Source organism: Micromonospora sp. TSRI0369, assembly GCF_001905625.1.
Classification (GTDB): Bacteria; Actinomycetota; Actinomycetes; order Mycobacteriales; family Micromonosporaceae; genus Micromonospora; species Micromonospora echinospora_A.
Genome location: NZ_LIVU01000019.1, coordinates 33,916 through 47,389 on the forward strand (window position 1 = coordinate 33,916; position 13,474 = coordinate 47,389).

A 13,474-nucleotide genomic window follows, 5' to 3' on the forward strand; every position below is an offset into this window, starting at 1 on the left:
CCGTGGCGGTGCGCGCAGTAGTCATCGAGGCCGACGGCGGCTCCCGGGGCAACCCGGGCCCGGCCGGTTACGGCGCTGTGGTCCGGGACCCGGAGACCGGCGAGGTGCTGGCCGAGCGGTCGGAGTCGATCGGCACTGCCACGAACAACGTGGCCGAGTACCGGGGCCTGATCGCCGGGCTGGAGGCCGCCGCCGAGCTGGGCGCGGCCGAGGTCGAGGCGCGGATGGACTCCAAGCTGGTCGTCGAGCAGATGTGCGGCCGCTGGCAGATCAAGCACCCCGGGCTGCGCCCGCTCGCCGCCCAGGCGGCCGGGCTGGTCAGCCGGTTCACCGCCGTACGGTTCACCTGGGTGCCCCGGGAGCGCAACCGGCACGCCGACGCCCTCGCCAACGCGGCCATGGACGCCGCCGCCTCGGGTGCTGCCCCGGCGGGCGCCGGGAAGGCCGCGGCGCGGGAGGCGGCTGTCGTCCGGGCCACCGGCACCGACCCGGCCACCACGCCCGCCTCCTGGGAGCCGCGCCCGACCGAGGAGGCCACCCGGCTGATCCTGGTGCGGCACGGCGAGACCGAGCGCACCGTGCAGAAGCACTACTCCGGCCGGGGCGACGTGCCGCTGACCGACCGGGGCCGGGCCCAGGCCCGGGCCACCGCCGCCCGGGTGGCCGCGCTGGCCCCGTCCGTCGCGGCAGTGGTCAGCTCACCGCTGTCCCGGTGCACGGCCACCGCCGAGGAGATCGCCGCCCAGGTCGGCAACCCGCCGGTACGCACCGACGACGACCTGATCGAATGCGACTTCGGCGTCTGGGAGGGGCACACGTTCGCCGAGGTACGCGAGCGCTGGGCGGCGGAACTGGACGCCTGGCTCGCCTCCACCCGGGTCGCTCCGCCGCGGGGCGAGTCGTTCGTGACAGTCGCCGAGCGCACCGGGCGGGCCGTCGACCGGCTGCGGTCGGCGTACCCGGGGGAGACCGTCGTGGTGGTCTCCCACGTCTCGCCGATCAAGCTGGTGCTGCGCGACGCGCTAGCGGCCGGCGACGCGTTCCTGCACCGGCTCTACCTGGACACCGCTGGTATCTCGGTGCTGGACCTGTACCCGGACGGCGGCGTCGCGGTCCGCTCGGTGAACGACACCTCGCACCTCACGGACGTCTGACGGCCGCTCGGCGCATGTCGGCGGCCGTTCGGCGCATCGACATCACCCGATTGGACGTGACCCCCGTCACAGGGTCGTAGCCTCCGGCCGTCACATGGCCCGCTACGAATGCCCGGAGGGTGTCACATGTCCGAACCGGAACCGGAGGCGCTCGACACGGCGCGATCCAGGGCGAAGGACAAGAGTCCCTGGAACTGGTTGCTCTTCATCCCGATCGTGGTGCCGCTGATCCCGGCGCTGTTCAACGCCGACTCGCCCCGGCTGTTCGGCTTCCCGCGCTTTTACTGGCTGCAACTGGCCTGGATCCTGCTGGGCGTCGCCACCACCACGCTGGTCTACCAGATGACCAAGAAGCGGGGTGACCGCTGATGTGGCGGGACCACCTCACCGAGATCATCGTCTTCACGCTGCTGTTCCTGCTGGTCAGCGCCATGGGCTTCGTGGCGGCCAGGTGGCGCAGACCAAGAGACATGGCCCACCTGGACGAGTGGGGACTGGGTGGGCGCAGCTTCGGCGGCTGGATCACCTGGTTCCTGGTCGGCGGTGACCTCTACACCGCGTACACGTTCGTGGCGGTCCCGGCGCTCATCTTCGGAGCCGGCGCGGCGGGGTTCTTCGCGGTGCCGTACACGATCGTCATCTACCCCCTGGTGTTCCTGGTGCTGTGCCGGCTCTGGTCGGTCTCGCACCGGCACGGCTTCGTCACGCCCGCCGACTTCGTCCGCAACCGGTTCGGCTCGCCGATCCTGGCGCTGCTCGTCGCGATCACCGGCATCGTCGCCACCATGCCGTACATCGCGCTGCAACTGGTCGGCATCGAGGCGGTGCTCAAGACCATGGGCGTCACCGGGGACAGCGCGCTGGCCCGGCACCTGCCGATCATCATCGCGTTCGCGATCCTGGCCGCGTACACGTACCAGTCCGGGCTGCGCGCCCCGGCGCTGATCGCGTTCGTCAAGGACTCGCTGATCTACATCGTGATCCTGGTCGCGGTGATCTGGCTGCCGTACAAGCTCGGCGGCTGGGGTGCCATCTTCGACGCCGCCGACGCGAAGTTCCAGGCGTCACCCGCGCCCGGCGACGGCATCCTGCTCAACCAGAACAACCAGATCCAGTACGTGACGCTGGCGTTCGGCTCGGCGCTGGCGCTGTTCCTCTACCCGCACAGCATCACCGGCGTGCTGGCCAGCCGGAACCGCGACGTGATCAAGCGGAACATGTCCGCGCTGCCCGCGTACAGCCTGCTGCTGGGGTTGATCGCGCTGCTCGGCTACATGGCCATCGCGGCGAACGTGAAGCCGCTGCCCGGGGCGAAGGAGGGCACCACCGACGGCAACACGGTGGTGCCGCTGCTGTTCGACCAGCAGTTCCCCGACTGGTTCGCCGGGGTGGCGTACGCCGCCATCGGCATCGGCGCGCTGGTCCCCGCGGCGATCATGTCGATCGCGGCGGCGAACCTGTTCACCCGCAACATCTACAAGGAGTACCTGAAGCGGGACGCCACCCCGGCGCAGGAGGCGAACGTCTCGAAGATCACTTCGCTGGTGGTGAAGGTCGGCGCGGTGGCCTGCATCGTCTTCCTCGACCCGCAGTTCTCCATCGACCTCCAGCTCATCGGCGGCGTGATCATCCTGCAGACGCTGCCGGCGGTGGCGCTGGGCCTCTACACCCGCTGGTTCCACAGGGGCGCGCTGATCGCCGGCTGGGCGGCCGGCATGGGCCTCGGTATGTGGATGCTCTACCAGATCGGCAACCCGGCGACCGGGAAGAAGCACTTCGCCGGGTCGGCGTTCCCGTTGGAGAAGTTCGGCTTCGACACGCCGAAGACCATCTACGTGGGCATCGTGGCGGTGCTGGTGAACCTGGTGGTGGCCGCGCTGCTCACGCTGGTGCTGCGCGCCGCGAAGGTGGCCGACGGCCCCGACCACACCACGCCGGACGACTACTTCGCCGACGAGGGCGACCCGCGCGTGACACCCGGCGCCGACCGCGACGCGGACTCCGCCCGCGAGCCCGTGGCATGAAAGGAAGGGCCCCTTATTAACGCCTCGTGCATTGAAAGGGGCCCTTCCTAACACCTCAGCGGCGGCGGTTGCGTGCGTCGAGCGCCTCGTTGAGACGGTGCAACATGTCCGCCAGCGTCTCCCGGTCCGCCTCGGGCCAGGCGGCGAGGATGTCGCCGTACAGCCGGGTGCGGGCCGCCCGCACGGCGGCCATCCGCTGCAGCCCGGCCGCCGTCGCGGAGATCACCGTGCCGCGCCCGTCGGCCGGGTCGGGGGTACGCGAGATCAGGCCGTCGCGCTGGAGCGCGGAGACCTGCCGGGTGACAGTGGAGCCGTCCAGGCTCAGCCGTGCGGCGAGCGCCGAGACGTTCTGCGCGCCGGCCGCGTCCAGGTGTCGCAGGATCACGTAGGCGGCGCGGTCGAGCAGCCGGTGCTCCGTCGTGCCGGTGCCCCGGCGGGTGGCTTCGCCCAGTCGCATCAGCAACGCGACCTCGGTTTCGATCCGGCCGAGGGTGGCCTCGTGGATGTGGTCGTCACCGCTCATAGCTGTATCATACAAGGAAAATACCTGTAGGATACAGCTATCTGGGAGGTTGCGGAGTGGATCGCCGATCCGAGCCCAACCGCAGTGCCATCTACGCCACCACGCTCGTCGCGTTCCTCGCCATCGCCGGCATCGCCGTCGTCGACCCGATCCTGCCCGCCATCGGCGAGGCGATCGGCGTCACCGCCTGGCAGGTCGAGTTGCTCTTCACCGCGTACATCGCGGTCATGGCCGTCGGCATGATCCCGGCGACGCTGGCCAGCGGGCGGTTCGGCTTCAAGCCGGTGCTCGTCACCGGCGTCTCCGTGGTCGGCCTCGCCGCGATCCTCGCTTCGTTCAGCAACGACATCGTGCAGCTGTCCGTGCTGCGCGGCGTCTGGGGCCTGGGCAACGCGATGTTCTTCGCCACCGCCATGGTGGTGCTGGTCAACCTCGCGAACGACAGGGAATGGGTGGTCGGCCTGTTCGAGACCGCCCTCGGGCTCGGCTTCGCCGTCGGCCCGCTCATCGGCGGCCTGCTCGGCGAGGTGAGCTGGCGGCTGCCGTTCTTCGTCTGCGGCGTGTTCATGGTGCTCGCGCTCGGCGTCGCCACCCGCAAGCTGCGCGAACCAGCACACAAGCAACAGCCGGTACGCGTCGGCCAGATCTTCGCCACCTACCGCAAGCCCGCGTTCGTGACGCTCTGCGCGGTCACCGCCGCGTACAACTTCGTCTTCTTCGTCGTACTCGGCTACACGCCGCTGTTCCTGCGCCTCGACGTCATCCCGCTCGGTCTGGCGTTCACCGGCTGGGGCCTCGGTCTGGCCGCCGGCATCCTGCTGATCGGGCACCGGCTCGCCCACCGCATCGGCGCGGTGCAGACCGTCGGCGTCGCCCTGCTCGGCCTGCTGGTCTGCATGGTCCTGTTCGCCACCTCCACCGGCACCGCCATGTCGCTCGTCGTCCTGGTCGTCGCCGGCCTGTTCATGGGCCTCGCCAACGCCAACCTGACCGACCTGGCGTTAGGGCTCGGCTCCGCCGACCGCCGCGTCGCCACCGGCGCGTTCAACCTGGTCCGCTGGGGCGCCGCCGCGCCTGCGCCGATCATCTCCGGCAAGCTGGCCGAGGACAGCCTCGCCCTGCCGTTCTGGGTCGGCTTCGCGGTGCTCGCCACCGGTGTGCTGGTCTACCTGGCGTTCGGTCACCTGATGGCGGCCGGCTACGGCGAACGGGTGATCTGGAACCGGGCCGCCCGCCGTGCCGAGCACGCCCCGGAGGAGCCGGTCGGGGAGGCCTACTGACCGGCGCGGCCCGGTCGCGTCAGGTCAGCGCGCGCCACAGCAGGTAGCACCCGATGACCGTGCCGAACACCACGATCACCGTCTTCAACACCACCTGCGGAAGCCGTCGGGCCAGCCGCGCGCCCGCGTACCCACCGAACAGGGTGGCCGGCGCGACCACCGCGACCGCCGCCCAGTTCACCGGGCCGAACAGGGCGAACACGATGAGCGTGGTCAACCCCACCACGGCCGAGAGCAGGTTCTTCACCGCCGACACCCGGGCCAGCGTCGCGTCCAGCACCAGCGCCAGCCCGGCCACCAGCATCACCCCGAGGGCCGCGCCGAAGTAGCCTCCGTACACAGTGCCGAGCGCGACCATGGTCTGCACCGTGACGGTACGGCGGCGCGCGCCCAGCCGCTCCGGATGGCCGACCAGCCGGCGCAGCGGTCCCTGGAACGCGAGTACGGCGGTCGCGCCGAGCACCAGGAACGGCACCACCAGTTCGAACGCGCGCGCCGGGGTGGCCAGCAGCAGCGCGCACCCGGCGATCGTGCCGAGCACGGCGGTGGGCAGCAGCGACCACAGCTCCCGCCCGCGCGGCAGGTCAACCCGGCTGCCCGCCACGCTCGCCACGTACCCGGGAAAGACCGACACCGAGTTGGAGACGTTCGCCGCCACCGGCGGCAGGCCGGTGGCGATCATCGCCGGGAACGTGATCAGTGAGCCACCTCCGGCCACCGCGTTGACCGTGCCCGCGGCGAGACCGGCGGCGAGCAGGAGCGCGGCGTCGGAGAGATCCATGGTCCCCCGAGGCTAGCCCGTTCGGTTCCCGGCCGGTGGGCCGTGGTTTCCGCGGGTTTCCGCGCCAGCTCGGGGAAGTGGCTGTATCGAGGGCCGGTTGATGCCGCCACCTCCCCGAAGTTGCGGGCGCGCCCTGGTGGGCCGGGGTGGAAATGGGCGGGGTGGGTGCGTCGTTAGGATGAAGGTGCGACGGACGAGTCGACCGGGCGGTCGCGTCGACGGGCTCCGGCCCGTCGCCGAGGAACGTCCGGACTCCACAGGGCAGGGTGGTTGCTAACGGCAACCCGGGGTGACCCGCGGGACAGTGCCACAGAAAACAGACCGCCGTCCCGTAACGGGACGGTAAGGGTGAAACGGTGGGGTAAGAGCCCACCAGCACCCCGGGTGACCGGGGTGGCTCGGTAAACCCCACCCGGAGCAAGGCCAAGAAAGGGCCGTCACCGCAAGATGACGACCCGCGCAGACGCTTGAGGGCTGCCCGCCCGATGTCTGCGGGTAGGCCGCTGGAGCCTGCCGGCAACGGCAGGCCGAGATGGATGGCCGCCGCCGGTGCGCCTACGGGCGTGCCGGGCACAGAATCCGGCGTACAGGTCGACTCGTCCGTCGCCCACCAGGTCGCAGCCTCGATCAAGGCTGCGACCTCGGCGTATGTCCGGATATTGGTCGGTGTTTGGTGATTGTCATTGGTCCCCGTGCGACGCCCCTGAAGACGCCCTGAGAACGCCTGATCTTGAACGTGGAGCGTCAGGTTGGAAGAGTGCGCTCAGGCGGTCGCGATGTCAGCCTGCCCGTCGTTGTCGGGCTTGATCGGCGTCTGCGGATGGCCTTGGCCCTACGGGCGGCTCTACGGCCGGGCGACCTGCTGGCGTGAGGAGACCTAGGCTGACGTCCATGTCGCGGAGCATGCGGTGATCGACCTGGACGAGCACAATCACCAGTCGGCGGAGTCGGGTACCACCGTCCATGACCGTCTCGTGGTCAGACAGAAGATGACCCTCCGGCTCGTCGCCGCTTTCGTGGTCGGCGTTGTGCTTGGCGGCTTCGGTGTCGGCCAACTGCGGGACTCGCGTGATCAGCGGGAGCGGAACGCCGTGGTCGCATTCGTGGCCTTCCCTCAATCGGCCGACTCTGGAAGCGCGGCCTCCGAGGGATCCGTCCGACTGTCCGGGTATTTGGCGTTGGCCAACGCCGGCCCCGGGCCGATCACCGTTCGTCGGGTTCATGCAAAGAGGCCGGGCGTCGTGATACACAGCATCGGATCGCCCCGGCTGTTACCCCCTGGCAGCACCGGTCAGCTCGCGGTCGAGCTGTGGTTCGAGTGCTCGGTCGCACGCCTCCAGCGAGAGCCGCTGCCGCTAGGGTTATCGGTCGAGACCGATGACAAGCAAGGCAGAGAGGTCAGCTACCCCGTCGCTCTCGTAGGAAGCGACTGGGAGCGCGATGCTCTGAGCGAGTGTTCACGCATAGGCACGATGGGCTGACGCGTAACAAGCCAAGGCCAAGCGCTGAAGCGGATCTCTGAGCGGCTGCCCCTCGTGCCCGCTGCGCACTCCGCTACCGGCCCTGACCGCCCCTGAAGTTCTCGCCTACAGTGCCGGCTGTGGATCTAGCTGACTGCGTGGAGCGTGTGCTCGAACTGCGGACGCTCGACCTCGCGACGCAACCTCCACCCAGTCCCGAGTCCGCTGCTCTACGCGTGGTGGGACACGACTTCCTGGCTCTGTACCTGAGTGCCACCGAAGAGTTCGACGACACCGCGCAGGCTCTTGAGGTCCTGGAGCGCTTCGAGCAGGACTGCGCCTCTCTCGACGAGGCGTTGAGTCGGCTGTGGGGACCAGCCGAGAGCGTTGACCTCGCGGCGGGCGAGCTGTAGCGGGTGCGTACTTCGGGCGTTTGCGCTGGCAGCAGTTCTGGTTCGGCCCATCGGGATCCGTGCTCAGCGAGGGCATTCGTGGGGTGGGGGATCTATTCTGAGCAGCGCGAGCGAGACCATGATCACGCCGATGCCCAGCCCTGCCAGCAGGGTCGGCGCCTGTAGGAGCAGGTCCTCCGTCGCGTACCCGTCAGGCGTGGCAGCCCTGGTCGGATCCGTGAGGTCGACGCGGACATCGAGTACGTCCCCGACGTGGAACTCACTCTCGTCGAGTTCGCTGGAGAACCGCTCCCGGTGCCGTACGCCGTCGAACGTGTAGTCCACGGTCAGCCTCGTGGCGGCGAACGATCGGCTGATCTTGAACCGTTCGACGTGAACCACCTGGCCGGTGGTCTCGGCGCCGGCGAGTACCCGCTCGTCGATCGCCGTGGTCAGCCGAACGTGGAGCAGCATCCCGCCGCCGACCACGAGGGTGCCCAGGACAACCGCCAGGACCAACCTGAGTTCTCGTCGACCGAACGGGCTCGCCATTCCCGGCCCTCCCAGCATCCTCGGGACGACTGCGTTGTAGCACGTCCTCGCTTGTCGCCCACCGTCGTGGCCGCCTGCGCTACAACTCGCGCCACTCTCCTGCCCGGCCGGCATCACCCGTGCGGACGTACTCCTCGATGACCTGCCAGGCGCGTTCGAGGTCGAGAACGACGTCCGCGGTGAACTCCACCGGGTCGTCCAGCACCAGTACCTCGGCATCCGCGTCCGCAGGCTCATCGGCGGCCAGCAGGGAAACGGCATCCTCGTCCGCCATCAGCTGGACGACCGCCGCCGACCCCGTGAACCCGAGCGTCAGCACCGGGAATGCGCCGTCGCCCCGCACTTCGAGATAGCCGCACCCCTGGGCACGCAGTTCCTCGAACCGCTCGACCAGACCGGCGACGTCCGACCGCTCCATCGGCCCGAACCTGCCTGACGTCGGAGACGTGGCACTCCACGAGATGTTCACCCGGCGACCTCCTCCACGATCACCAGGCTATGGCTCCGGATCGGCCGCCGAATTCGCAGGAGCGGTGCGGGGTGGCGGCGCTAGCATCGGCTACCCCGTCACCGTCGGCGGGCTCAGGAAGGGAGCGGCGATGGCGGACGTGTCAGTCGACGTGCCGTCGCCCCTGCGCACATGCGTCATCTTCTGCGAAGTCGAGTGCGTTCGCCTGTGCTGCGGGATCGACGCCGTCTCCACCGACCCCGCCCTCATCGAGGACTGGTGCCGTCAGGTGGGCTCGGCCGCGGTGATCGAGGCCCGCCGTCAGCTAGCCGAGCTGATCGAGGTGGTCGAGGACAGATCCCAGTGCGTCACGTCGGACTTCCTGAACCACCGCACACATGACGAGGCCGCACGGCGTGAGTTGCTGGACTTCCTGACCGCGCTCGATGCCGGACTGGCGGCCGGCGAAGCGTTGTGAGCGGTCGAGCCTGTCGAACCGGGCTCGATTCACGCCGGTGACGGGTCGCGTTGCCGTTCGACCGCAAGCCGGCTCACTCGTCCCGTAGCGGCGGGGGCAGCGGCGCATCTCCCCGCAGCGCCATCTCGGCCAGCTCGATGCGCTGCGGGTGCAGTACGTCGTCGCAGAGCGGGTGGCCGGGCACGTTGATGCACCGTTGACCCGCCACCGCTTCACAGACCGGGCACTGGAGGAACAGCCCGCACTGCGGCACCAACTCGCCGCCCTGGGCCAGCGCACCCCGGCCGATCTTGACGATCGCCCGGTACAGGTCGTCGTCCTGATGCCGGGCGGCGCTGGCTGCCACCTCCCGCATGCCCTCCCAGAACAGCTCTGCGGCCATCGGCTCGTCGATGTCTATACGCACGATCGGGAATACCCGCCCTGGGCGTAATGGAACCTCTCCCTCCAGACTTGCGATGATCAGGTGGTGACCTCCTACGTGTCCCACACCACCGTGGACTGTGCCGACGCCTATGCCCTGTCCCGCTGGTGGGCATCAGTTCTCGACTACCGGGAGGACCCGGACGACCCGAACGAGCCGGGCCACGAGGAGTGCATGATCTACTCGCGGGACGGGCGGCACCGGCTGCTGTTCATCGAGGTGCCGGACGCGAAGCAGGTCAAGAACCGCATCCACCTCGACCTGCGCCCGGTCGAGGGGACGCGCGACGAGGAACTGGCCCGGCTGACCGGGCTGGGTGCGGCAGTGGTGGCCGACCGGCGGGAGACCGACGGCACCGGCTGGGTGGTGCTCGCCGACCCGGAGGGCAACGAGTTCTGCATCCTCCGCAGCGACGCCGAGGTGGCCGCCGCCCGGCCGTGACAGCGATCGAGCCCAGGCGCCGAGGCGCCCGGCCCACTCCGGCTCCCACCGATCTTGGAGTTGTGGCGCCCAGAACGCCCCGTTCCACGAAGTTCGGTAGGTGCCACAACTCCAAGATCGCCGGGGAGAGGGGGCGAGAACGGGGGAGAACGGGGGAGGGCGAGGGTGGCGCGGGTGGCAAGAGGGCTGGTGGGCGACGTGTGGCACGCTGCGGTGGTGATCGAGCTTGCGGACATCCAGGCGGCCGCCGACCGGATCGCCGACGTCGTGGTGCACACCCCGACTGTGCCCAGCCCGGGACTGACCGAGCTGCTCGGCGTACCGGTCACCGCCAAGCTGGAGCTGCTGCAACGTACCGGATCGTTCAAGGCCCGGGGCGCGGCGGCCAAGCTGCTCGCGCTCGACGACGCCGAGCGGGCGGCCGGGGTGGTGGCGGTCAGCGGCGGTAACCACGGCATCGCGGTCGCGGTGATGGCCGGCGCGCTCGGAGTGGCGGCGACGGTGGTGATGCCACGCAGCGCGCCCGCCCGCGCGGTCGAGGTCGCCCGCGCGGCCGGGGCGGACGTCCGGCTGACCGAGGACATGGCCGGCGCGTTCGCGCTGATGAACCGGCTGCGGGACGAGGGTGTGACGCTGCTGCACCCGTTCGACGACCCGATTGTGCTGGCCGGGCAGGGCACTGTCGGGCTGGAGCTGGCCGACGACGCCGGTGAGCTGACCGACGTGCTGGTCAGCATCGGCGGGGGCGCGCTGATCTCGGGCGTGGCGGCGGCGCTGCGGGCGCGCCGGCCTGGGGTACGCATCTGGGGCGTGGAGACCGAGGGCGCGCAGGCGATGTCGCAGGCGATCGCGAAGGGCGGCCCGGTGGAGGTGCCGTTGTCCTCGATCGTCACCACGCTCAGCGCGCCCACCGTCTCGCAGCTCACCTACGATCATGTGACAGCGCTGGTCAGCGACGTCCTCGTGGTCTCCGACGCCGAGGCGGTGCGGGGCACGCTGGAGCTGGCGGAGCACGCCAAGGTGTGGGCCGAGCCGGCCGCCGGGTGCCTGCTACCCGCCGCCCGCCGGGTGGTCGAGCGGGTGGGCGGCGACGCCCGGCTGGGCCTGGTGGTCTGCGGCGGCAACGCCACGGTGGCCGACGTGACCACGTGGGCCGGCCGCTTCGGCGTCTGACCCGCCGCGCCACGCGAGCCGGCGTGACCGTCGCGACCGCGCGGGCCGACGCGCCGCGCCCGGGACCGCCGCGCGTCGGCTCGCGACCGGCGCGCACGAGCCGCAGAACCTGGGGTACGCCGGCCGGCTCGGTTCGGACGGGTGGGACCGAGGCGGCCGGCGTACGTCAGGACGTGGCCGGGCTGACGCCGTCGAGCAGTTCGGCGAGCTTGGCCGCGGTGGTCGGGGCGTGCAGGTGCAGGCGCGCCACGTTGATGCTGTCCGTGCCGACCACGGCGAGCAGGGCCTGGCCGTTGATCGCGTACACGCTGAGGTAGCCGCCCGCGTTGCGCACCGTGGACTGCTGGAAGTCGCCCTGTCCGAGCCGGAGCCCGACCTGGCGGCCGAGTCCGTACGTGGTGGCGGCGAGTGCCGCCAGGTCGTCCGGGTCGGCGCCGTTCTGCAGGTTGTGCGTGACGAGCAGGCCGTCGACGCCGCCGAGGACGCACCCGTGCACGCCCGGGATCTGCAACCGCAGCGCGGACAGTTCCTGGGCGATGGCCGGGTACGGCAGGGCCGGGTTGCCGGCCAGCGAGGGCGGAAGCGCGCGTGGTGGCGGCAGGGTGCCGGTCTGGGCGCGCGTACGGCGGGGGAGGTCGTCCACCCGGCTCACAGTTCCAGGCTCTCCTCGATCGTGCGCAGTTGGTGCCGCGCCATCGCGAGGTTGGCCCGGCTCTTGCTCACCATCAGGTAGAGGAACAGGCCCTTGCCGGTGCGGTTGCTCAGCGGGCGGATCAGGTGGTACTGGCTGCCGAGCGTGATCAGGATGTCCTCGATCTCGTCGTCGAGCTTGAGCATCTCGATGGTGCGCAGCTTGGCGCGTACCACGTCGGTGTTGCCGGCGGCGGCGACGGTCAGGTCGATCTCGCCGGTGCCCCCGGCGACGCCGAGGGTCATGCCACTTGTGTAGTCGACGAGCGCGGCGCCGATCGCGCCGTCGATGTTCATCGCGTTCTTCAGCGCGATGTCAAGGTTGCCCACGATTTCTCTCCCCAACTCGGGCCGCTGTCCGCTGGAAGCGCGACAGCGGATTCGTCCGTCGAGGCTCGCATATGGAGTCGTGTGATGCACCCGGGCCACCGGTGATCCACCTGAGCGGGCCCTGCCGGACCGGCCACCGGTTCCGCCGAAGGGGACACACCGTCCCATTGTCGATCACCGTTCGTCCTGCTACATCGGGTGCACCCGCCCTATGTAGAGTTTCGATAGAGTGCGCCCGTGCGACTGACCATTCCGGTGGCGAAGGTGCTCGCGGCGCTGCTCGCCGAGCCCGAGGCGCCGCGCTACGGCCTCGATCTGATGGGGCTCACCGGCCTGCCCAGCGGGACGCTCTACCCGGTGCTGCACCGCCTCCGGGCCGCCGGGTGGCTCGCCGCCGACTGGGAGGACGCCGACCCGGTCGCCGCCGGCCGTCCGGCCCGCCGCTACTACCGCCTCACGGGCGAGGGCATCCGGTCGGCCCGGCTGGCGCTGGCCGAGCTGCGTGCCCTCGTACCCGCCGAACGTGCCGGCGCGGACCCGGCCGGGGTGCCGGCGTGGTGAGCCGGCGGCTGGGGCGTACCGCCGGGGTGTTGCTGCTCGCGCCGCCGGCCTGCCTCGCGGTCCTCGCGGTCGCGGCCGCGGTGATGGCCCTGGCCCAGGGGTGGCTGGAGATGCGGTCCGCCGCGCAACTGCCGACCTGGTCGGGGCTCACCGCGCTGCTCGGCGTGGCGCTCGCGCTCGTCGTGGCCCGGGCCGCCCGCCGAACCGTACGCGTGGGGGCGCTGCCCACCGCGCTCGGCGTGGTGCTGCCGGTCGCCGCGACGGTGACCGCCACGTCGGCGCTGCTCGCCGCCCGGGGTGAGAGCCGGGTCTGGGAGAGCGCGCCCGGGCTGCTGCTCTGGTTGGGCCTGCTGGCCGCGGCGCTGTGGGCCGCCGGGGCGCTGGCGCGACGGGGCCGGTTCCACCTCGCGTGGCTGGTCGGGCTGCTCGGCGCGCTGGTGGCGGCCGACGCGGCGGTGGTGCTCGCGGTGGTCACCTCGATCCCGGCCACCGCGCCGGTGGTGGACGGCCTGCCACCGGACTCGGTGGACCGGATCTCCGCGCCGCTCTGGCTGTTCACCTGCTGGACCGACTCGTCGTTCGGGCTGCCCCGGCCGACGGAGTGGGAACGGTTCCTCATCACCGACCGGGTGCTCGTCGAGCCGATGTTCCACCTGGCGTGCACGCCCTACGCCGTGGCGTACGCGATCACGACGGCCCGGCCGGCGCCGGCCGCCGTGGCCGGTCCGGCGCCCGTCCCGGCCCTCGCCTGAGGGTCAGGCGT

General features: G+C 70.9%; 18 protein-coding genes and 1 other RNA gene. 12 read left to right on the plus strand and 7 right to left on the minus strand.

Annotated elements, in window-relative coordinates; all coding sequences use genetic code 11:
* Positions 1-2 precede the first annotated feature (2 nt).
* The 3 genes from AMK25_RS31015 (at position 3) to mctP (ending at position 3,178) form a co-directional block, all read left to right on the plus strand.
* The gene (locus AMK25_RS31015) at positions 3-1,154 is read left to right on the plus strand and encodes a bifunctional RNase H/acid phosphatase (protein ID WP_073831907.1); all 1,152 of its coding nucleotides are present in this window, start codon (positions 3-5) and stop codon (positions 1,152-1,154) included.
* A 126-nt stretch (positions 1,155-1,280) separates the two neighbouring features.
* A complete protein-coding gene (locus AMK25_RS31020; protein WP_073831908.1) occupies positions 1,281-1,523 on the plus strand; it encodes a DUF3311 domain-containing protein in 243 nt (80 codons plus the stop codon).
* The gene (gene mctP / locus AMK25_RS31025) at positions 1,523-3,178 is read left to right on the plus strand and encodes a monocarboxylate uptake permease MctP (protein WP_073831909.1); all 1,656 of its coding nucleotides are present in this window, start codon (positions 1,523-1,525) and stop codon (positions 3,176-3,178) included. Before AMK25_RS31020 ends, mctP begins: the two co-directional genes overlap by 1 nt.
* Positions 3,179-3,233: 55 nt before the next feature.
* Here the strand turns inward: mctP and AMK25_RS31030 are convergent, their stop codons facing one another.
* Entirely contained in the window at positions 3,234-3,701 is a 468-nt protein-coding gene (locus AMK25_RS31030) for a MarR family winged helix-turn-helix transcriptional regulator (protein WP_073831910.1), read from the minus strand.
* Between the two features lie 56 nt (positions 3,702-3,757).
* On the opposite strand from AMK25_RS31030, the gene AMK25_RS31035 reads away from it, so the two are divergent.
* Positions 3,758-4,981: an MFS transporter gene (locus tag AMK25_RS31035; protein ID WP_083664883.1), complete on the plus strand. Its 1,224-nt coding sequence runs from the start codon at positions 3,758-3,760 to the stop codon at positions 4,979-4,981.
* Positions 4,982-5,000: 19 nt separating this feature from the next.
* Here AMK25_RS31035 and AMK25_RS31040 read toward each other — a convergent pair whose 3' ends face one another.
* Positions 5,001-5,762 (minus strand): sulfite exporter TauE/SafE family protein, encoded by a 762-nt coding sequence (locus tag AMK25_RS31040; RefSeq protein ID WP_073831911.1) that lies wholly within the window; start codon positions 5,760-5,762, stop codon positions 5,001-5,003.
* Positions 5,763-5,956: 194 nt separating this feature from the next.
* Here AMK25_RS31040 and rnpB point away from each other — a divergent pair.
* From rnpB to AMK25_RS32140, 3 genes are all read left to right on the plus strand, one after another.
* An RNA gene (gene rnpB / locus AMK25_RS31045) (RNase P RNA component class A) lies at positions 5,957-6,365 on the plus strand.
* Positions 6,366-6,670: 305 nt separating this feature from the next.
* Positions 6,671-7,243 (plus strand): hypothetical protein, encoded by a 573-nt coding sequence (locus AMK25_RS31050; RefSeq protein WP_073831912.1) that lies wholly within the window; start codon positions 6,671-6,673, stop codon positions 7,241-7,243.
* Between the two features lie 119 nt (positions 7,244-7,362).
* A complete protein-coding gene (locus AMK25_RS32140; RefSeq protein ID WP_143194828.1) occupies positions 7,363-7,635 on the plus strand; it encodes a hypothetical protein in 273 nt (90 codons plus the stop codon).
* Positions 7,636-7,698: 63 nt separating this feature from the next.
* Here AMK25_RS32140 and AMK25_RS31055 read toward each other — a convergent pair whose 3' ends face one another.
* Entirely contained in the window at positions 7,699-8,166 is a 468-nt protein-coding gene (locus AMK25_RS31055) for a DUF3592 domain-containing protein (RefSeq protein ID WP_073831913.1), read from the minus strand.
* A 79-nt stretch (positions 8,167-8,245) separates the two neighbouring features.
* On the minus strand, positions 8,246-8,584 hold the full coding sequence (locus AMK25_RS31060) for an Imm1 family immunity protein (protein WP_073831914.1): 339 nt from the start codon (positions 8,582-8,584) through the stop codon (positions 8,246-8,248).
* 181 nt (positions 8,585-8,765) lie between these two features.
* On the opposite strand from AMK25_RS31060, the gene AMK25_RS31065 reads away from it, so the two are divergent.
* Complete coding sequence (locus AMK25_RS31065) at positions 8,766-9,092, plus strand: DUF6331 family protein (RefSeq protein ID WP_073831935.1); 327 nt, start codon at positions 8,766-8,768, stop codon at positions 9,090-9,092.
* Between the two features lie 73 nt (positions 9,093-9,165).
* On the opposite strand, the gene AMK25_RS32145 is transcribed toward AMK25_RS31065, so the two are convergent.
* Positions 9,166-9,474, minus strand: coding sequence for a zinc finger domain-containing protein (locus tag AMK25_RS32145; protein WP_073831915.1), 309 nt, complete (start codon positions 9,472-9,474; stop codon positions 9,166-9,168).
* 87 nt (positions 9,475-9,561) lie between these two features.
* Between AMK25_RS32145 and AMK25_RS31075 the strand changes: the two genes are divergently transcribed.
* Both AMK25_RS31075 and AMK25_RS31080 read left to right on the plus strand, forming a co-directional pair.
* A complete protein-coding gene (locus tag AMK25_RS31075; protein WP_073831916.1) occupies positions 9,562-9,957 on the plus strand; it encodes a VOC family protein in 396 nt (131 codons plus the stop codon).
* A gap of 174 nt (positions 9,958-10,131) precedes the next feature.
* Positions 10,132-11,130: a threonine/serine dehydratase gene (locus AMK25_RS31080; RefSeq protein WP_241826572.1), complete on the plus strand. Its 999-nt coding sequence runs from the start codon at positions 10,132-10,134 to the stop codon at positions 11,128-11,130.
* A 166-nt stretch (positions 11,131-11,296) separates the two neighbouring features.
* Here AMK25_RS31080 and AMK25_RS31085 read toward each other — a convergent pair whose 3' ends face one another.
* Together AMK25_RS31085 and AMK25_RS31090 are read right to left on the minus strand one after the other, a co-directional pair.
* Entirely contained in the window at positions 11,297-11,782 is a 486-nt protein-coding gene (locus AMK25_RS31085) for a roadblock/LC7 domain-containing protein (RefSeq protein WP_073831917.1), read from the minus strand.
* Complete coding sequence (locus tag AMK25_RS31090) at positions 11,779-12,150, minus strand: hypothetical protein (protein WP_013287772.1); 372 nt, start codon at positions 12,148-12,150, stop codon at positions 11,779-11,781. The genes AMK25_RS31085 and AMK25_RS31090 overlap by 4 nt, the downstream gene beginning before the upstream one ends.
* A gap of 237 nt (positions 12,151-12,387) precedes the next feature.
* Between AMK25_RS31090 and AMK25_RS31095 the strand changes: the two genes are divergently transcribed.
* Together AMK25_RS31095 and AMK25_RS31100 are read left to right on the plus strand one after the other, a co-directional pair.
* Complete coding sequence (locus AMK25_RS31095) at positions 12,388-12,711, plus strand: PadR family transcriptional regulator (protein WP_073831918.1); 324 nt, start codon at positions 12,388-12,390, stop codon at positions 12,709-12,711.
* Positions 12,708-13,463, plus strand: a complete 756-nt coding sequence (locus AMK25_RS31100) for a hypothetical protein (RefSeq protein WP_241826573.1) — start codon at positions 12,708-12,710, stop codon at positions 13,461-13,463. The genes AMK25_RS31095 and AMK25_RS31100 overlap by 4 nt, the downstream gene beginning before the upstream one ends.
* Positions 13,464-13,474: the final 11 nt, after the last annotated feature.